General features: G+C 67.3%; 16 protein-coding genes. 12 read left to right on the forward strand and 4 right to left on the reverse strand.

Annotation, left to right across the window (positions count from 1 at the left end):
• Positions 1–14 precede the first annotated feature (14 nt).
• The 9 genes from FG93_RS15730 (at position 15) to FG93_RS15770 (ending at position 9675) form a co-directional block, all read left to right on the forward strand.
• Positions 15–956 (forward strand): LysR family transcriptional regulator, encoded by a 942-nt coding sequence (locus FG93_RS15730; RefSeq protein WP_043236104.1) that lies wholly within the window; start codon positions 15–17, stop codon positions 954–956.
• A gap of 102 nt (positions 957–1058) precedes the next feature.
• Positions 1059–1943, forward strand: coding sequence for a shikimate dehydrogenase (locus FG93_RS15735; protein WP_043235970.1), 885 nt, complete (start codon positions 1059–1061; stop codon positions 1941–1943).
• Between the two features lie 57 nt (positions 1944–2000).
• A complete protein-coding gene (locus FG93_RS15740; RefSeq protein WP_043235971.1) occupies positions 2001–3137 on the forward strand; it encodes an ABC transporter substrate-binding protein in 1137 nt (378 codons plus the stop codon).
• A gap of 176 nt (positions 3138–3313) precedes the next feature.
• Positions 3314–4192: a branched-chain amino acid ABC transporter permease gene (locus FG93_RS15745; RefSeq protein ID WP_043235973.1), complete on the forward strand. Its 879-nt coding sequence runs from the start codon at positions 3314–3316 to the stop codon at positions 4190–4192.
• Positions 4189–5247: a branched-chain amino acid ABC transporter permease gene (locus FG93_RS15750; protein WP_244448629.1), complete on the forward strand. Its 1059-nt coding sequence runs from the start codon at positions 4189–4191 to the stop codon at positions 5245–5247. The genes FG93_RS15745 and FG93_RS15750 overlap by 4 nt, the downstream gene beginning before the upstream one ends.
• The gene (locus FG93_RS15755) at positions 5244–5987 is read left to right on the forward strand and encodes an ABC transporter ATP-binding protein (RefSeq protein WP_043235974.1); all 744 of its coding nucleotides are present in this window, start codon (positions 5244–5246) and stop codon (positions 5985–5987) included. Before FG93_RS15750 ends, FG93_RS15755 begins: the two co-directional genes overlap by 4 nt.
• Before the next feature lie 12 nt (positions 5988–5999).
• Positions 6000–6737 (forward strand): ABC transporter ATP-binding protein, encoded by a 738-nt coding sequence (locus tag FG93_RS15760; RefSeq protein ID WP_043235975.1) that lies wholly within the window; start codon positions 6000–6002, stop codon positions 6735–6737.
• Positions 6734–7804 carry a Gfo/Idh/MocA family protein gene (locus FG93_RS15765; protein ID WP_043235978.1) on the forward strand — a complete coding sequence of 357 codons (1071 nt, stop codon included), beginning with the start codon at positions 6734–6736 and terminating at the stop codon, positions 7802–7804. Before FG93_RS15760 ends, FG93_RS15765 begins: the two co-directional genes overlap by 4 nt.
• Positions 7801–9675 carry a bifunctional sugar phosphate isomerase/epimerase/4-hydroxyphenylpyruvate dioxygenase family protein gene (locus tag FG93_RS15770; protein WP_043235981.1) on the forward strand — a complete coding sequence of 625 codons (1875 nt, stop codon included), beginning with the start codon at positions 7801–7803 and terminating at the stop codon, positions 9673–9675. The genes FG93_RS15765 and FG93_RS15770 overlap by 4 nt, the downstream gene beginning before the upstream one ends.
• A 112-nt stretch (positions 9676–9787) precedes the next feature.
• Here FG93_RS15770 and FG93_RS15775 read toward each other — a convergent pair whose 3' ends face one another.
• On the reverse strand, positions 9788–10786 hold the full coding sequence (locus tag FG93_RS15775; RefSeq protein ID WP_043235983.1) for an MBL fold metallo-hydrolase: 999 nt from the start codon (positions 10784–10786) through the stop codon (positions 9788–9790).
• Positions 10787–11168: 382 nt separating this feature from the next.
• On the opposite strand from FG93_RS15775, the gene FG93_RS15780 reads away from it, so the two are divergent.
• Together FG93_RS15780 and FG93_RS15785 are read left to right on the forward strand one after the other, a co-directional pair.
• Complete coding sequence (locus FG93_RS15780; RefSeq protein WP_043235984.1) at positions 11169–12131, forward strand: LysR family transcriptional regulator; 963 nt, start codon at positions 11169–11171, stop codon at positions 12129–12131.
• 83 nt (positions 12132–12214) lie between these two features.
• Positions 12215–13339 carry a zinc-dependent alcohol dehydrogenase family protein gene (locus FG93_RS15785; RefSeq protein WP_043236108.1) on the forward strand — a complete coding sequence of 375 codons (1125 nt, stop codon included), beginning with the start codon at positions 12215–12217 and terminating at the stop codon, positions 13337–13339.
• Positions 13340–13605: 266 nt separating this feature from the next.
• On the opposite strand, the gene FG93_RS15790 is transcribed toward FG93_RS15785, so the two are convergent.
• Entirely contained in the window at positions 13606–14784 is a 1179-nt protein-coding gene (locus FG93_RS15790) for an MFS transporter (RefSeq protein WP_043235986.1), read from the reverse strand.
• Between the two features lie 48 nt (positions 14785–14832).
• On the opposite strand from FG93_RS15790, the gene FG93_RS15795 reads away from it, so the two are divergent.
• The gene (locus tag FG93_RS15795; protein WP_043235988.1) at positions 14833–15360 is read left to right on the forward strand and encodes an Lrp/AsnC family transcriptional regulator; all 528 of its coding nucleotides are present in this window, start codon (positions 14833–14835) and stop codon (positions 15358–15360) included.
• A gap of 541 nt (positions 15361–15901) precedes the next feature.
• Here the strand turns inward: FG93_RS15795 and FG93_RS15800 are convergent.
• Both FG93_RS15800 and FG93_RS15805 read right to left on the reverse strand, forming a co-directional pair.
• A complete protein-coding gene (locus FG93_RS15800; RefSeq protein WP_043235990.1) occupies positions 15902–17335 on the reverse strand; it encodes an aldehyde dehydrogenase family protein in 1434 nt (477 codons plus the stop codon).
• A gap of 17 nt (positions 17336–17352) precedes the next feature.
• Positions 17353–18054, reverse strand: a complete 702-nt coding sequence (locus tag FG93_RS15805) for an ABC transporter ATP-binding protein (RefSeq protein ID WP_043235991.1) — start codon at positions 18052–18054, stop codon at positions 17353–17355.
• Position 18055: the final 1 nt, after the last annotated feature.

Here is an 18055-nt window from a genome sequence, read left to right on the forward strand (position 1 = left end):
AGGATACGCCGGTCATGCTGACCTTGCGCCAGATCGAGGTGATCCGCGCCATCATGATCACCGGCACGATTGCCGGGGCGGCCAAGCTGCTCAGCGTCTCGGCGCCGGGCATCAGCCGCCTGATGAAGCATACCGAACGCACGCTCCGGTTGAAACTGTTCGAACGCCGGCACGGGCGCTACATTCCGACCCCCGAAGCCAACGACATCTTCGAGCAGATCAACGGGGTCTACAAGAAGGTCGACGACCTGCACTACACGCTGGCCCGCATCGAGCGCGGCGGCGAGATCGAACTCAGGCTCGGCTCGGTGCCGAGCATCTGCCATGTCATGGTGCCGCGCGCGATCGAGCGGCTGCGGCGCAAGCATCCCGACCTGCGCATCGACATCAACATCCTGAAGATCGAGGAAGCGCTCGACTATCTGCTGCTCGGCAAGGGCGAGATCGCGGCGATGAGCTACAAGCTCGACCATCCCGGCATCGATTTCATGCCGCTGGCGATGGGCGAACTGCTCTGCATCGTCCCGGACAGCCATGAGCTTGCCGGCCGCGCCTGCCTGTCGGCGCGCGAGATCGTGCGGCACGAGCTGATCGGCATCGATCCCAACGATCCCTATGGCCGGGTGATGAGCGAGATCTTCAGCCGACAGGGTCTGGCCTATGACATGCGGATCAAGGCCCGCTTCGGCACCACCGTCTGCTCGCTCGTTCGGGCCGGGCTCGGCATCGCGATCATCGACCAGTTCACCGTCGCGCATGGCTCGATGCAGGGCATCACCGCGATCCCGATCGAGGAGCCGACCGAGTTCCAGACCTATGTCGCGATCAAGAACGACAAGGCGCCTTCGCTCTATGCCGAGACCTTCGTCAGCCTGCTGCGCGAGGAGATGAACGCGGTGGTTTCGCCGCGCCTGCGCGCCTCGGCAAAGGCGCTGGAAAAGATAACATCAGGTTAGGTAACCGGGATGAATTGGTTATCGCGTTACTGCCTGAAATCGGTTTATGTGACGTATGGCAACGCCTGCGACCATGATGGGCGAGCCAAGAGGGATCGGGACATGCCGGCAATCGCCGTCGCCAACAAGACCAGGCGTGTGCTGCTCGGGCTTCTCGGCTCGCCGATCGCGCATTCGGCGTCGCCTGCGATGCACGAGGCGGCCGCGCGGGCAGCCGGGCTCGAAGCGCATTACCACCTCATCGAGGTCGCCGCCGCAGGCCGCGACGATCTCGCTGCCATGCTGGACGGGGTCAGGCGACTGGGTTTCTCCGGCATCAACGTCACCTTCCCCTACAAGGAGGCCGTGACCGGCCTGCTCGATGGGTTGTCGCCGGACGCCGAGGCGCTTGGCGCGGTCAATACCGTCGTGGTTCGGGATGGCCGGCTCATCGGCTACAACACCGATGCGAGCGGCTTTGCCACGGCCTATCGCGGCCTGAAGCGGCATGATGGTCATCGGCCGGTGGCGATCCTCGGCGCAGGCGGTGTCGGAAAGGCGATCGCCTTCGCGCTGGCCGCCTCCGGCGTCGCCCGGCTGCGTCTGTTCGATCTCGACCGCGCCAAGGCCGCGACGCTGGCCGGGCTGCTCGGTGCCCGGGCGGAGGTCGAGATCGCCGGCAGTGCCGAGGCAGCGGTTGCCGGCGCCGCCGGCATCGTCAACGGCACGCCGGTCGGCATGTTGCCCGACCGGGGCACGCCCGTGCCCGCGGCCCTGATCCAGCCGGGCCAATGGGTCGCGGACGCAGTCTATCATCCGCTCATGACGCCTCTGCTGAAGGCGGCGCAAGCCGCTGGCGCGACGGTCATGACCGGGCGCGAACTGGCGATTCATCAGGCTCTGGACGCCTTTCGGCTGTTCACCGGCGCGGAGCCATCGGACAACGCGATGGCTGAGGCCTTCGACAGGATCATGGCGGCGCACGCGACGATCGATCGCGCCGCCTGAGCGACGCCCCGGCGAGACCGGGCGGAGACAAGAAACCGGACAACTGGAGGAGACATCATGAAGTCCACATGGATCATGGCCGCGGCGCTCAGCGCAGGGCTCGCGACGCCGGCGCCGGCGCAGGACAAGCTCAAGCTTGTCGACGTCGTCGAACTCTCGGGCGCGGGCGCAACCGCCGGCACCAACTGGAAGAACGGCATCGACCTCGCCGTCGCCGACATCAATGCCAAGGGCGGCATCCTCGGCAAGCAGATCGAGATCGTCCATTACGACACGCAGACCAACCCGGGGAACACCCGCGCGGCGGTGCAGCGCGCCATCGACGAAGGCACCTATGCCGTGCTCGGCCCGGTCTTCTCCGGCCCGATCGGCGCCTCGATGCAGATCGCCCAGCGCGCGGAAATCGCCCAGCTCGTCGGTGGCGAGGCCGCCGGCCTGACCAAGCAGGGCAACCCGTATTTGTTCCGCACCTCGCTCAGCCAGGCGGCGGCGATGCCGAAGATCGCGAACTATCTGAAGAACACGGTCAAGGCGGGCTCGGTCGCCGTCGTCTGGGTCAATAACGACTTCGGCAAGGGCGGGCGCGACGCCATCCTGCCCGAGCTCGAGAAAGCCGGCATCAAGGTGGTGGCCGATGTCGCGACCGAACAGGGCCAGGCCGATTTCGCGGCCGACGCCATCAAGATCAAGAACTCGAATGCCGACGCCATCTTCGTCTACCTCAACGAGGAAGAGAGCGCCCGCTTCCTGCGCGCCGCCAAGCAGCAGGGCATCAGCAAACCGATGGTCGGCGAGACGACGCTGCTCGGCGCCAAGGTGATCGAGCTCGCGGGCGAGGCCGCCAATGGCGTCAAGGGCCATGTCGGCCTCTCGATCGACGCGCCGATCCCGGCCTTCCAGGAATTCGGCAAGAAGTTCCAGGCCAAGTACAACTATGCCTCGGACCATAACGGCCTGAAGGGCTACATGGCCGTCCACATGATCAAGTGGGCGACCGAGAAGCAGAAGAAATTCGACAAGAAGGGCGTGGCCGATACGCTGCGCGGCGCGACGATCAAGCCTTCGGACGAGCCTGGAATCCTGATGGAGACCACCATCGAGAGCAATGGCGACCTCGACCGCGAGAGCTTCCTCGCCGAGGTGATCAACGGCAAGCAGGTGATCAACGCGACCCTGCCCAAGATCAAGCCGTAAGGCGCCGCGCTCCCGTCATTGCGAGCGCAGCGAAGCAATCCAGCCTTTCCGCGCTACGACCGCTGGATTGCTTCGTCGCTACGCTCCTCGCAATGACGACAGGCGCGGGGGAAGACCGCTTCGGCCAGAGGTGGCCGAGTCAAACCCGCCATGCCAAGCAAACGCGAGAACCCGCCATGGCTGAATTCATCGCCTATCTCATCGCCGGCATCGCCACGGGCGCGATCTACGCGCTGGCCGCGATCGGCTTCACGCTTGTCTGGCAGACCTCGCAGACGATCAATTTCGCCCAGGGCGAGTTCGTCATGCTGCCGGCGGTGCTGGTGCTGCTCGCCATCAAGCTGTTCGGCGCGCCGATCTGGCTGGGAGCGCTGATCGGCATCGCCGCCTTCATCCTGATCTTCGGCGTCGGCTTCAAGATCGCGGTGGTCGATCCAATGATCCGGCACGGCGTGTTGCCGCTCGCGATCGCCACCATGGCGCTCTCGATCATCATGAAGGAAGGCGCCAAGGACGGCTTCTCGGCAGAGGCGCAGAACTTCCCTTCCTTTGTGCCGACCCAGACGATTTCGGTCTTCGGCGCCTCGATCTCGCTGCAGCATATCGCCATCATCGTCGTCGCCTTCGCGGTGATCGGCCTGCTGCAATGGTTCGTCGGCGGCACGCGGCTTGGCCGGCAGATGCAGGCCACGGCCCAGAACCCGACGGTCGCGCGCATTCTCGGCATCCCGGTCGAGCGCATGGTGCTGCTGACCTTCGTGATCAACGCTGTGCTCGCCGTCGTCGCCTCGGTGCTGATCTCGCCGATCTATCTGGCGAAATTCTCGAATGGCGAAGTCATCGGCCTCTTCGCCTTCATCGCCGCCATCGTCGGCGGCTTCAACCAGGTGCGTGGCGCGCTGGTCGGCGGGCTCGTGGTCGGCATCGTCGACAGCATGGCGGCGGCCTATATCTCGACCTCCTATCGCCTGGCCGTGCCGCTCGTCCTGCTCGTCGTCATCATCCTGCTCAAGCCGGAAGGCCTGATGGGCCGTAAAGAGGAGCGCCGTGTATGACCGCGCCCGCGACCGAGGGAAGCCTGCCGCAGCAGCGCGGCCGCCTCTCAAGAGTGCCGTCCTTTGCCGCCTTCGCCGACGGCACCCTGGTCACGCTGATGCTCGGCGCCGTCATCCTCTGGTTCGCGCCCGCCGGCATGGGCCGCTACGGCACCTATGTGCTCTCGCTCTGGCTGGTGATGAGCATCGCCGTGATGGGCCTGAACCTGACACTCGGCTATGCCGGCCTGAAGTCGCTGGCACAGGCCGCCTTCATGGGGCTCGGCGCCTATGCGACCGCGCTGCTGACCACCAAGGTCGGGCCGAACTGGTACGCCTCCTTCGCGATCTCCGGCCTGCTGACCTTCGCGGTCGGGCTGGTGCTCGGATTCCCGGCACTGCGGGTCAAGGCGCATTACCTCGCCTTCGTCACGCTCGCCTTCTCGACGCTGGTCTGGCTGATCCTGCGCAACGAGCAATGGCTGACCGGCGGCGTCTTCGGCCTCTCGAACATCCCGCGCCCGAGCCTCTTCGGATTGAAGCTCGACGGCGCGCTCGCCTTCCATCGTTTCGTCGTCATCGTCACCTTGATCCTGGCGATCGCCCTATGGTGGATGATCCGCTCGCCCTGGGGCCGCGCCTTCACGGCGCTGCGCGAGAACCCGATCCGGGCCGCCAGCCTCGGCATCGACACGCGCATGTACACGCTGCTCGCCTTCGCCATCGGCTCGGCCTATGCCGGCTTTGCAGGCGCGCTCTACGCTCCGCTGGTCGAGTTCATCGATCCCTCGCCCTTCTCGCTGTCGCAGAGCTTCTTCCTGCTGCTGATGGTGGTCGCAGGCGGCGCCGGCTACCTGCTCGGCCCGTTCATCGGCGCGCTGCTCGGCGTGGTGCTGCCGGAATGGCTGCGCGTCGTCGGATCGCTCTACCTGATCATCTTCGCGACCATCGTCATGCTGCTGCTGATCGCCTGCCCGCAGGGCGTCAGCGGCCTTCTCGAGCGCGGCTGGGCGAGGCTCACCGGCAAAGACAAGGCTGGCGAGGCCAAGGTTGCCAACACGGGAGGCCGCTCATGAGCCCGGTGCTCGAAGTCTCGAACATCCACAAGGCCTTCGGCGGCATCAAGGCGGTGAACGGCGTCTCCTTCTCGGTTGGGGAAGGCGAGATCCTCGGCATCATCGGGCCGAATGGCTGCGGCAAGTCGACCCTGTTCAACTGCATCCTGGGCCAGCTCGACCCGACCGAGGGCACGGTGAAGCTCGACGGCAAGGAGGTCACGCGGATGCGCCCCTCCGACCTCAACCGCCTCGGCGTCAGCCGCACCTTCCAGCTCCTCCAGGTCTTTCCCGAGCTCTCGGTGCGCGAGAACCTGATCCTCGCCGGCCAGGAACATGAAGGCACGATGCTCTCGCGCTTCTTCGGGCGGCGCGATGCCGGGCTGACCGAGAAGGCCGATCGGATGATCGGTTTCTTCAAGCTCGGCCATCTCGTCGACGCCAAGGCGGGCGGGCTCTCCTACGGCCAGCAGAAGCTGCTCGATGCCGCGATGGCCTTCATGGCGGGGCCCCGCCTCGTGCTGCTCGACGAGCCGGCGGGCGGCGTCAACCTGACCATGCTCGGCGACCTGAAGGAGCGCCTGCGCGCCATCAATGCCGAGCAGGGCGCGACCTTCGTGGTGATCGAGCACAACATGGATTTCGTCATGTCGCTCTGCACCCGCGTGCTCGTGCTGGCGGAAGGCAAGGTCCTGGCCGAGGGAACGCCGGCCGAAGTCAGGGCCGATCCGCAGGTCATCGAAGCCTATCTCGGCCATTGAGGAGCGACTGGAATGGACGCCCATATCCTCGAACTCGACGGCGTGGTCGGCGGCTATGGCGCCATGACCATCCTGAACGGCACGACCTTCAAGGTCCGGCGCGCCGCCATCACCACGGTGATCGGCCCCAATGGCGCCGGCAAGTCGACCGTGTTCAAGGCGATCTTCGGCCTGCTCAAGGTTCGCGAGGGCCATATCCGGCTGGACGGCGCCGAGATCACCCACTGGAACCAGCGCAAGCTGCTGGAGGCCGGCATCTGCTATGTACCGCAGGGGCGCAACATCTTCCCCGAGCTCTCGGTGCGGCATAATATCGAGCTCGGCGCTGTCGCGGCAGGCTCGGACATCACCGATATGCCGAAGCGGCTCGAAGCCGCGCTCGATCGCTTTCCGGCGCTGCGCCGCAAGGCCGACCAGCAGGCGTCCACCCTCTCGGGCGGCGAGCAGAAGCAGCTCGAGATCGTGCGCGGACTGCTGCTCGACCCCAAGCTCGTGCTGATCGACGAGCCCTCGATCGGGCTTTCGCCGATGATGGTGCAGGAGACCTTCGGCATCCTGCAGGACCTGCGCGCGCGCGGCGTCACCATCCTGATGGTCGAGCAGAACGCCCGCTCGGCGCTGGAGATCTCCGATGAAGGGCTTGTGCTGGAACTCGGCCAGACCAGGATGCAGGGACCGGCCGCCGAGATCCTCGCCGACCCGCGCGTCGGCCAGCTCTTCCTCGGCGGCGTAATGACGGAGGCCGCATGAGCAAACCTCTCCAGATCGCGCTCGTCGGCGCCGGCCTGATCGGCCGCGCGCATCTCCTGCGCATCGAGGCCTCGGCGGATTGCGCGCTGGCCGCCATCTGCGACCCGACCGAGGCAGCGAAGGCGATCGCGGCCGAGCGGAGCGTGCGCTGGTTCCCGTCGCAGCACGAGATGCTGGCTGCCATGAAGCCCGACGGCGCCATCATCGCGACGCCGAATGCGCTGCATGTCCCGGGTGCGATCGACTGCCTCGAGGCCGGCGTGCCGGTGCTGGTCGAAAAGCCGCTGGCCGAGAGCGTCGCTGCGGCACAAAGGCTTGTCGATGCACAGGCCCGCACGGGCGTCGCCGTGCTTGCCGGTCATCACCGCCGCCACAACCCGATCGTGAAGGCGGCGCGCAGGATCGTCAGAGAGGGCGGCATCGGCCGGCTGGTCGCCGTCAATGCGCTGTTCCTCATCAAGAAACCGGACGACTATTTCGACGTCGCCTGGCGGCGCGAGCCGGGCGGCGGCCCCGTGCTGATCAACCTGATCCACGACATCGACAATCTCCGCTTCATCTGCGGCGAGATCGACAGCGTGCAGGCCATCACCTCCAACGCGACACGCGGCTTTGCCGTCGAGGACACCGCCGCCCTGATCTTCCGCTTCGAGAATGGTGCGCTCGGGACCGCGACCGTCTCGGACGTGACGCCCTCGCCCTGGAGCTGGGAGCTCAGCTCCGGCGAGAACAAGGCCTATCCGCAGCGCGAGGGCCATTGTTACCTGATCGCCGGAGACGAGGGCTCGCTGGCGCTGCCGAAGCTCGATTTCTGGCATTACCGCGACAAGGCCGGCTGGTGGGAGCCGCTCCAGCATGAAAGCCGTGGCGTCGAGCCTGTCGAGCCCCTGGCCGAGCAACTCCGGCATTTCTGCGCCGTCATAGGCGGCAGCGAAGAGCCGCTGACCGGCGCAGCCGATGCCGCCCGCACGTTGGCGGTCGTCGAGGCCGTCGCGGAAGCGGCCAGGACCGGCGCAACCATCAAGCCCGCGCCGCTGCGGGTCCTGTCCGGGACAGATGCAGCATGAACCCGACCTCGATCGCCACCGTCTCGCTCAGCGGCGATCTCGCCGAGAAGCTGCAAGCCATTGCCGGCGCCGGGTTCGACGCGGTCGAGGTCTTCGAGAACGACTTCCTGACCTTCGACGGCAGCCCGCGCGATGTCGGCCGGATGATCGCCGATCTCGGCCTGGGCATTGCCGCCTTCCAGCCCTTCCGCGATTTCGAGGGCATGCCGGAGCCGCTCCGCACCCGCGCCTTCGCACGGGCCGAGCGCAAGTTCGCGATCATGAACGAGCTCGGCGCCGAGCTGATGCTGATCTGCTCCAATGTCTCGCCGCAGGCGGAGGGCGGCATCGACCGTGCGGCAGCCGATCTGCGCGAGCTCGGCGCGTTGGCCGAGAAGCATGGCGTCAAGGTCGGGTTCGAGGCGCTGGCCTGGGGCCGGCATATCAACGACTACCGCGACGCCTGGGAGATCGTGCGCCGGGCCGACCATCCGCGCATCGGCCTCATCCTCGACTCGTTCCACACGCTTGCGCGGCGCTCGCCCCTGGGGCCGATCACGACGATCCCCGGAGACCGCATCTTCCTGGTCCAACTTGCGGACGCGCCCGCCCTGGACATGGACGTGCTGAGCTGGAGCCGGCATTTCCGCTGCTTCCCCGGCCAGGGCGACCTGCCGGTCGTGGATTTCGTCAGGGCCGTCGAGGCGACGGGCTATTCCGGGCCGCTCTCGCTCGAGGTCTTCAACGATCAGTTTCGCGCGGGCTCGGCCCGGCGGCTTGCGACCGACGGCGTCCGCTCGCTGATCCAGCTCGCCGACCAGGTCGCGCCGGAGCTGCCACCGCGCGCACCGTGCCGCGGCGTCGAGTTCATCGAATTCGCGCTCGACGAGGAGACGGCCCACGGCCTGGCGGAACTCTTCACCGCGCTCGGTTTCCGGCAGACCGGGCACCATGTCAGCAAGGCGGTGACGCGCTGGAGCCAGGGCGGCATCAATCTCGTGCTCAACACCGAGAAGGACGGCTTTGCCCAGTCGCATGCGATCATGCACGGTCCTGGCGTCTGCGCGATCGGGCTGCGGGTGGCGGATGTGGCGCAGGCCATGGCGCGGGCGAGGCAGCTCAGGATCGCGGCCTTCGAGCAGCCGGTCGCACCAGGCGAGATGCATATTCCCGCGATCCGCGGGGTCGGCGGCGCGCTGATCTACTTCACCGAGCCCAAGGGCGAGCTCGGCCATGTCTGGGAGAAGGAGTTCATCGCGGCCACAGATGAGCGCGCGCCCTCGCCCGCCCTCCTGGACAGCGTCGACCATATCTCGCAGTCGATGGACTACGAGGAGATGCTGTCCTGGCTGCTGTTCTATACCTCGCTGTTCGAACTGGAACGCATCCAGCAGATCGACGTCGCCGATCCCGCCGGACTGGTCGCGAGCCGGCCGATCATCAGCGGCGACGGTGCCGTCCGCTTCGTGCTCAACGGCTCGCAATCAACGCGGACGCTCTCCTCACGCTTCGTCTCCGAGCATTTCGGCTCTGGCGTGCAGCATATCGCCTTCAGCGCGCCCGACATCTTCGCCGCCGTCACGGCGATGCGCGCCGCAGGACTGTCCTTCCTCGACATTCCCGAGAACTATTACAACGACTTGGAGGCCCGGCACGGGCTGGAGCCCGGCTTCATCGACCGGCTGCGCGAGCACCACATCCTCTACGACCGCGACGGCGAGGCCGAGTTCCTGCAGGTCTACAGCCATGTCTTCGCCCAGCGCTTCTTCTTCGAGATCGTCGAGCGCCGCGGTGGCTATTCCGGCTTCGGAGCGGTCAATGCGCCGATGCGCCTGGCCGCCCAGGCACGCGAGGCACGCCCGGTGACGGTGCCCCGCCCCCTGCGGGACTGAAGCCCCCCGGCCGCAGGAGAAGGCCGGAGCCTGCGCGAAGGCCGAAGCGTTCGTGCAGACCCCGGCCCCGGTGAGGCGCCGCAGCGGGGAGGAGCACCGCAGCGCAGCTCACTCACCCACGCAGCATGTCCATAGGTGCGGCAAAATAACGGTAGCCATCGCCTATCTTGGCCAGATTACCGAAACCTGGCCAGGCAAAGTGGTAGGACATCACCGGCGTCTTGTTGGCTGCCAGCATGCCGAGCAGCTTCACGCGCGACTGCGCAGCCTGCTTGGGGTCGCTGTCATAGGCGAATTCCATCAGCGGCTTCTCGAGCAGCAGCACCGCGTGGTGGGTCAGGTCGCCGAGGAATGCGAAGCTCTTTCCGCCCGAGGACACCATGAAGATGTGGTGGCCGACGGTGTGACCCGGCGCCGCGATGGCCTGGATGCCCGGCAGGAACTCCTGCCCATCCCTGAAGAAGACGATGCGGTCGCGCACCGGCAGAAGATTGGCGCGCGCATGTTCGACGAAGACCTTGAGCGGCGAGCCGAGCTTGCTCTCATCCGTCCAGAAATCGAAATCCGTCTGGCTGATATAAATCTGCGCATTGGGGAAATTGGCCTTGCCGTCGGCCGTGCAGATGCCGCCGATATGGTCGATATGGGCATGGCTGCAGACGATGGCGTCGATATCCGCAGGCTTGATGCCGGCTTCCTGCAGGCTCTTCTGCAGGCGCCCGGTCGTCGGACCAAAGGCCTTCGAGAAGCCCATTCCGGTGTCGAACATCACCAGCCGGTCACCGAAATTCACCACGGGGACGTTCTGCTCGAGGACGACATTGTCCTTCGGCAGGAAGTTCGTCTCCAGCATCCTGTAGACTTCGTCCTTGGCCACGCCGACGAAGTTGGTGCCGGGGTCCCCGAGCGGCAGCGGCCCGTCGGAGATGACCGTCACCTCGGACGGGCCAAGCATGAAGCGGTAGAAATAGGGCGCCTGATTGTTGGACAGCGGCGCCTTGGCGAAGGACGTTGCGCCGATCGGCAGTGTCGCCCCCGCGGCGAGCGCAGCAGCGCCACCGAGGAAACCGCGGCGGCTGGCAAGGTTCGGCAAGATCAGATCCCTGGACATGGCATTCCTCCTGAACGTGACCATCCGGCGTCTGGCGCCGGTTGCTGCTGGGCGTTCCCGATGAGGCGCTTTCTGAAGAAGGCCTCCTGTCCCACGCCACGTCTCGAGGATGCACGTGCCGCTGCGTGACGGCCAATAAGGCTTCGCTCTGGCGCGCATAACCGAAAGCTTGGGCGGCCTCAGGCGAGAGTGATTCAGGAGTGTGCGACAAGGCGCTGATTTCATGGCGTTTCGCCCGTGTCCCGCGGTGCGGTGCCGCTCGGTCGTTGCATCGCTCCGCCGACGGTCTCTGGCCTTCGCGCGCCGCGGACGCTACCACCATGCGGCGATTATTCATGCATACGACGATTATTCATGGGCCACCGGGAGAGATGAAGCCGCGATGGATCTGCGCCAACTCCGCTATTTCACCGCGATCGTCGAACAGGGCTCGTTCTCGAAGGCTGCGACCAAGCTGCGCGTCGCCCAGCCGGCGCTCAGCCAGCATCTGCGCCATATGGAGGACGAGCTCGGCGTACCGCTCCTGCATCGCGGCACGCGCGGCGTCATTCCGACCGAAGCCGGCGAGCGCCTGCTCGCGCGGGCCCGCTCCATCCTCGCCGAGTTCGCGGAGCTGCGCGACAGCGTGCGCGGCGCCTCCGCCGCGCCGGGCGGCGAGGTCCGCATCGGCCTGCCAGGCACCGTCAGCGAACAGTTCAGCGTGCCGCTCATCGAGGCGGCGCGGGAGCGCTACCCGGCCGTGCGCATCCGTATCGCCGAGGCGATGAGCGGCTTCGTGCTCGACTGGCTGCGCCGTGGCGAGGTCGACCTCGCGGTGATCTACTCGACCTCCGATCCCAAGGGCCTCGGCATCCACCATGTCCTGACCGAGGAGCTCTGCCTGTTCGGAGCGCCGTCACTGAAGGCTGTCACGGCACCGGCCGGCGGCACCGTCAGCCTGACCGAGGCGGCCGGGCTCGATCTCATTCTGCCCGGCCAGGGGCACGGCTTGCGCGACCAGATCGACGAGGCCGCCCTTGGTGTCCACGCCGCGATCACCCCGGCGATCGAGATCGAATCCTACTCCCAGATCAAGCGGCTGGCGGAGCGCGGGCTGGGCTACGGCATCCTGCCCCGCATGGCCGTCAGCGCGCAGGCCAGGGCCGGCATCTTCCAGACCTGGCGGATCGACAGGCCGGCGCTCCACCGCAAGGTCTATCTCGCCTACTCGACGGAGCGCCCGATGCCGGCTGCGGCGCGCGCCATCGGCCAGCTCTCCTGGGAGATCCTGCGCGGGCTGGTGGCCGACGAGACCTGGACGGCGACGCTGGGCGAGGACAGTGATCGTCCGGACTTATACGGCTGATCGCGATTTCCTCTTTGACAGGAGTGGAACGGGGCCCGACCTTCACACCGGTCATAGAACTCAGCCCACCCGAGGAAACGCCCGTGAAGATCCGCGCCGCTGTCCTGAATGCCAGCCCCGTCGCTGCGCCCTATGCGCAATCCAGGCCGCTTGCGATCGAGGAGGTCGAGCTCGCTCCGCCCGGTCCGGGCGAGGTCCTGGTCCGCGTGCGGGCCGCCGGGCTCTGCCATTCCGACCTCTCGGTGATCGACGGCAACCGACCCCGCCCGGTACCGATGGTACTCGGCCACGAGGCGGCCGGCGAGGTCGTCGAGCCCGGCCCCGGCGTGCAGGACCTGAAGGCGGGCGACCGCGTCATCATGGTCTTCGTGCCCTCCTGCGGCCACTGCGCGCCCTGCAGCGAGGGCCGCCCAGCGCTCTGCGAACCCGGCAACGCGGCCAATGGCGCCGGAGAGCTGCTCGGCGGCGGGCGCAGGCTCTCGGCCCATGGCAAGGCCGTGAACCATCATGTCGGTGTCTCGGCCTTTGCCGAGCATGCGGTGATCTCGCGCTATTCGCTGGTGAAGATCGAGGCCGATATCCCGCACGAGATCGCGGCGCTGTTCGGCTGCGCGGTGCTGACCGGGGTCGGCGCCGCCGTGAACACGGCAAAAGTCCGCGCCGGCGAAACCGTTGCCGTCGTAGGTCTTGGCGGCGTCGGCCTGAGTGCGCTGCTGGGCGCAGCCGCCTGCGGCGCCGCGCGGGTGATCGCGGTCGATCTCTCCGAGGACAAGCTCAGGATCGCCCGCGAGCTTGGCGCGACCGACACCTTCAATGCCGGCGATCCCGGCGTCGTCGAGGCGATCCGCGCAGCCACCCGGGGCGGCGTCGACCATGGGCTGGAGATGGCCGGTTCGGTCAAGGCGCTCGAGCTCGCCTACCAGATCACAAAGCGCGGCGGCACGACGACCACGGCCGGCCTCGCCAACCCGGCCCACACGCTTGCGCTCGCCCCGGTCAAGCTCGTCGGCGAGGAGCGGACCTTGAAGGGGTCCTATGTCGGGAGCTGCATTCCCGGCCGCGACATCCCGCGCTTCATCGACCTCTACCAGCGCGGCAAGCTGCCGGTCGACAAGCTGCTCACCAGCACGAGCGGGCTCGACGAGATCAACGAGGGTTTTGACGCGCTCGCCGAGGGGCGCACGATCCGGCATGTCATCCTGATGTGAGCCATAGGCGGCCAGAGCATGCTGGCTCGAGACGGCACGACCGTCATTCCGGGGCTTCGCGCAGCGAAGAGCCCGGAACCCAGAAGCACCGGCGTTGCCCGTACGGAGCGATCGGCGCGTTTCTTCGCACGGACCTGCGTTTCTGGGTTCCGGGCTCAGGCCAGCGGCCTGCCCCGGAATGACGGCGTGGATCCGGCGAAACCGTGAGCTCAAGCATCGGCCCGAAAAGTGGATTGCGGTTTTCGGGGCGATGCAAATACAGAAGGTTAGCTCGTCACCCGCCCCCGTGGCGCGAGCGCGGCGGCCAGGATCGCTGCCAGCGTCAGGGCGGCCGCCAGAATGGCCAGCGCCGCGAAGCCCGAGCGGGCATAAACCGGTCCGAAGCCGGTCGTCCCGGCGAAGAGCGCCAGATAGGTCACGCCGCTATTGAGGCCCATGATCGCGCCGCGGCGACCCGGATCGAGTGCCGCCAGCCGGACGATCAGTACGTTCAGCGCCGCATGATTGGCCATCCCCCAGCCGAAGGCGACGGCGAGCAGCGCGACATAGGAGCCCGCAGCCGCGGCCATCAGCAGATAGATGCCGCAGACCGCCATGAAGAACGCCGGCAGCAGCCGGGCCGGACCGAAGCGGTCGATCCAGCGATCGAGGAAGGCCGTCGCGCCGAAGCCGAGGCCGTAGCACAGCGCCAGCAGGCCGCCGGCGCTCACCGGCAGGCCGAGCGCACGGTGCAGGTGGTCGCCGACATAGGCATAGACGCCGTAGAACGCGGCCATGAAGGCGGCGCAGGCGCAAAGCAGCAGCGCGATGCCCGGAACGCGCAGCGCAGACAGGGGCGATTGCGCCCTCCCCGTCGGCGTTGCGCCGCTCGCCGTCAGCGTCGTGCTGCCGGCGGCCGCAGCGAGGCCGGCAACGACGACGACGCCATAGACCATGCGCCAGCCGAACATGTCGGCGATCACGGCCGAGAGGGAGACGCCCGCGACCATGCTGAGCGTCCAGCCGAAGAGCACGACGCCCAGCGTATCGCTCTCGCGGCCCGCAGGCGCAGCGAGAGCGGCCAGCGTGTAGATCGAGGGCAGCGCAAGGCCGGCGGCGAGGCCCGCCAGGAGCTGCGCGGCAATGAAGGCCGGCAGGGCCGGCGCCGCCGCGCTCGCCGCGAGCGCGGCAATGAGGAGCAACAGGGCCGCACGCAGCACCCGGCCGGGCCCGAACCGGTCGATCAGCCCGGCGAGCAGCAAGGCGCTCGCCGCCGTCCCGATGCCGAAGGCGGCCGAGGCCGACATCACCGCCGGCACGTCGCAGCCGAAGCTCGCCGCCACGCGCGGCGCGATCGGCCCCAGCGCAAGCGAATTCGCGCCGATGAGACCGACACAGAGGCACAGCGCATAGGCTGCCGCCGGGATCCGGCTCGATGCGGAAGTGATTTGATCTGCATTCGCCATTCCCACAGAATGGCCGAATGAAATTCCGGTTCAATTGAGGATCGTCGAATGAACGAAAAAACAGATGGGGTTCGGCGCGGGCGCGGTTCCGAACGCGATCTCGATGCCATGGACCGAAAGCTGTTAGGCGTTCTCGTCGAGGACGCGACCACGAGCTACGCGGAGTTGGGCGAGCGCGTCGGCCTCTCTCCGCCTGCGGCGCATGAGCGGGTGAAGCGGTTGCGCCGCTCCGGCGCGATCCGGCGGGTCGCGGCGCTGATCGATCCGGAAGCCACGGGCAAGACGCTTCTCGCCTTCGTCCATGTCGACACCACCGGCTGGGGCAAGACCACAGCGCTCATGGCGATCGAGTCCCATCCGGAAGTGGAGGAGATCCACTCTGTCGCGGGCGATACCTGCATGCTGTTGAAGGTCCGAACCGAGAGCACGCATGCGCTGGAAGGCCTGCTCGCCCGACTCTACGACACGCCAGGCGTGAAGGCGACGCGCAGCTATGTCGTGCTGTCGACCTATCTGGAACGCCCGGTCCAGCCGGGCGTCACCCGGGAGTGGCCGGCCCGCGTCAAGCACGCCTGACCGGAGGCTGACGGCGTGGCGGAAAGGCGCAAAAAAACCCTCTCCTGTAAGGAGAGGGGGGGCGGGACGAGGTGTCGGCCGCTTTGAGGCGGAGCCGGCACTGACCGGGCCGCGGTGTTGAAACGCCTGCGTAGTAGCGCGAGGCGGGATTCGGCGCGACCTGCCCCCTCTCCCCTTGCGGGAGAGGGTTGGGGTGAGGGGTCGCGCGACGTTGGAAAGTTTCAGGCTTGCGGGGCGATAACCGGCAAGGGCGGCGCGCGCCCTCATCCGGCCCTTCGGGCCACCTTCTCCCGCAAGGGGAGAAGGAGGGGCGCGATTCCCCTCCCTATAACTATCGGAGAGGGTTTTCGGCGGGATTCGGCGCGACCTGCCCCCTCTCCCCTTGCGGGAGAGGGTTGGGGTGAGGGGTCGCGCGACGTTGAAAGTTTCAGGCTTGCGGGGGCGATAACCGGCAAGGGCGGCGCGACCCCTCATCCGGCCCTTCGGGCCACCTTCTCCCGCAAGGGGAGAAGGAGGGGCGCGATTCCCCCCCGTGAAAGAGTCAGCCGTGCTTGTGGACGATGGTCTTGGTCACCGCGAACTCTTCCAGCGCCATGAAGCCCTTCTCGCGGCCATGGCCGCTCTTGCCGGTGCCGCCAAAGGGCAGTTCGATGCCGCCGCCGGCGCCATAGCCGTTAATGAAGACCTGTCCGGCCCGGACGCTTTTGGCGACGCGCTGCTGGCGCCCACCATTGCCGGTCCAGATGCCCGCGACGAGACCATAGGCCGTGGCATTGGCAAGCCGGATGGCGTCGCTCTCGTCCTCGAAGGGGAACGCCGAGAGCACGGGCCCAAAGACCTCCTCCTGCTCCAGGCGGTTGCCCCGCGGCACCGGGCCGAACAGTGTCGGCGTGACGTAGAAACCGCCATTCGGCACGCCCTGCGCGATCTGCCCCTCGGCGAGGACCGGGATGCCCTGCTCGCGGGCCTGGTCAATGAAGCTCTGTACCCGGCCCTGCTGCCTGGCGTTGATCACCGGCCCGCAATCGAGATCCATCTCCGGCGTGCCGGCACGCAGCTTGGAGAACTGCCTGGCGACGGCACCGACGAATGCGTCGTAGATGTTCTTCTGGACCAGCACGCGGCTGCCGGCCGAGCAGGTCTGCCCGGTGTTCTGCACGATGGCCTTGCAGACGATCGGGACCGCGGCGTCGAAATCGGCATCGTCGAAGACGATCTGCGGGGATTTGCCGCCGAGCTCCAGCGTGCAGCCGATCAGGTTCTCGGCGCAGGCCTTCTGCACCATCTTGCCGACCTCGGGCGAGCCGGTGAAGGACATGAAGCCGATGCCGGGATGGGCCGAGAGCGCCGCGCCCGCCTCATGGCCGCGCCCGGTGACGATGTTGATCGCGCCATCGGGGAAGCCGACCTCGGAGGCCAGCACGGCCAGCCTGAGCGCCGTCTGGCAGGCCTCCTCCGCGGGCTTGAGCACCACCGCATTGCCCATGGCGAGCGACGCCGTCAGCGAGCGGCCGAACATCTGCGCCGGGTAGTTCCAGGGCAGGATATGGCCGGTGACGCCATGCGGCTCGTGCACGACGCTGACGCTGTAGCCGTTCATGAAGGGGATGACATGGCCATGCACCTTGTCCGCCGCGCCGCCATAGAACTCGAAATAGCGGGCCGTCGCCTCGATATCGGCCCTGGCCTGCGCCATCGGCTTGCCGGTGTCCTGCGCCTCGATTCGGGCCAGCTCGTCGAAATGGTCCTGCACCTTGAGCGCGAGCTTCGCGATCAGCCGGCCCCGTTCGGCCGCCGTCAACTTGCCCCAGGCGCCCTCATAGGCGGCTTGCGCCGCCTTCACCGCATCGTCGATATCGTCCGCGGTGCCGCAGGCGATGCGGGTGAACTCCTCGCCGGTCGCTGGCGCAAGCACCGCCATGGTTTCGCCTGTCCGGCCGGCGACATGGCGGCCATTGATGAAATGCTGAGTCATAGGGCTTCCTTCCGAAGTCAGTGCAGGCCTGCGGCTTCCAGCGAACTCGCCGCCAGGCCGCCGGCAATCCCGGTCACCTCGCCGCGCTCGATCGCATAGCTGCGCTCGGCGAAGGTCCGGAGCAGGCTGGGATTGGATTCGGTGATGAGCAAGGCGATGTCGGGATGGCTGTCGCGCAGGGCGCGCAAGGCAGCGGCATAGCGATTGGCGAGCACGGGGGCGAGCCCCTGGAACGGCTCATCCAGCAGAATGATGCGCGTGCCGACCATCAGCGCACGCGCCAGCGCTGCCATCTTGCCCTGCCCGCCGGAAAGGCCGGCGGCCGGCCGGTGGCGCAGATCGGCGAGTTCCGGCAGCACCTGGTAGACGGCCTCCAGTCGCCTGGCGATCTCGGCCTCGCGCACCTTCATCACCTCGGCCGGCAGGCGGATATTCTCCTCGATGGTGAAGGTCGAGAACAGGCGGCGGTCCTCCGGGGCGTAGCCGATGCCGAGGCGCGGGCGCTCATGCGGCCTGACCTGAAGCAGCGGCCTGCCGTCGAAGGTGATCTCGCCTCCCGTCACCTTCATGAAACCCATGATGGCGCGCAGCAGGCTGGTCTTGCCCGCGCCATTGCGGCCGATCAGCGCGACCGTCGCGCCCTCGGCCAGGGACAGATCGACCTTGCGCAGCACCTGCACGCCCTCGATCTCGGCAGTGAGGCCCTTGATCTCCAGCATG

The organism is Allobosea sp. LC85 (assembly GCF_000735605.1).
Lineage (GTDB): Bacteria > Pseudomonadota > Alphaproteobacteria > Rhizobiales > Beijerinckiaceae > Allobosea.

Bases quoted from the DNA above. Each gene is read 5' to 3' on its own strand.
- FG93_RS15765 (WP_043235978.1), top strand. From the start codon at position 6,734: ATGAGCAAACCTCTCCAGATCGCGCTCGTCGGCGCCGGCCTGATCGGC.
- FG93_RS15760 (WP_043235975.1), top strand. From the start codon at position 6,000: ATGGACGCCCATATCCTCGAACTCGACGGCGTGGTCGGCGGCTATGGC.
- FG93_RS15790 (WP_043235986.1), bottom strand. From the start codon at position 14,784: ATGGCGAATGCAGATCAAATCACTTCCGCATCGAGCCGGATCCCGGCG.
- FG93_RS15745 (WP_043235973.1), top strand. From the start codon at position 3,314: ATGGCTGAATTCATCGCCTATCTCATCGCCGGCATCGCCACGGGCGCG.
- FG93_RS15770 (WP_043235981.1), top strand. From the start codon at position 7,801: ATGAACCCGACCTCGATCGCCACCGTCTCGCTCAGCGGCGATCTCGCC.
- FG93_RS15775 (WP_043235983.1), bottom strand. From the start codon at position 10,786: ATGTCCAGGGATCTGATCTTGCCGAACCTTGCCAGCCGCCGCGGTTTC.
- FG93_RS15735 (WP_043235970.1), top strand. From the start codon at position 1,059: ATGCCGGCAATCGCCGTCGCCAACAAGACCAGGCGTGTGCTGCTCGGG.
- FG93_RS15755 (WP_043235974.1), top strand. From the start codon at position 5,244: ATGAGCCCGGTGCTCGAAGTCTCGAACATCCACAAGGCCTTCGGCGGC.
- FG93_RS15805 (WP_043235991.1), bottom strand. From the start codon at position 18,054: ATGCTGGAGATCAAGGGCCTCACTGCCGAGATCGAGGGCGTGCAGGTG.
- FG93_RS15800 (WP_043235990.1), bottom strand. From the start codon at position 17,335: ATGACTCAGCATTTCATCAATGGCCGCCATGTCGCCGGCCGGACAGGC.
- FG93_RS15780 (WP_043235984.1), top strand. From the start codon at position 11,169: ATGGATCTGCGCCAACTCCGCTATTTCACCGCGATCGTCGAACAGGGC.
- FG93_RS15750 (WP_244448629.1), top strand. From the start codon at position 4,189: ATGACCGCGCCCGCGACCGAGGGAAGCCTGCCGCAGCAGCGCGGCCGC.
- FG93_RS15795 (WP_043235988.1), top strand. From the start codon at position 14,833: ATGAACGAAAAAACAGATGGGGTTCGGCGCGGGCGCGGTTCCGAACGC.
- FG93_RS15730 (WP_043236104.1), top strand. From the start codon at position 15: ATGCTGACCTTGCGCCAGATCGAGGTGATCCGCGCCATCATGATCACC.
- FG93_RS15740 (WP_043235971.1), top strand. From the start codon at position 2,001: ATGAAGTCCACATGGATCATGGCCGCGGCGCTCAGCGCAGGGCTCGCG.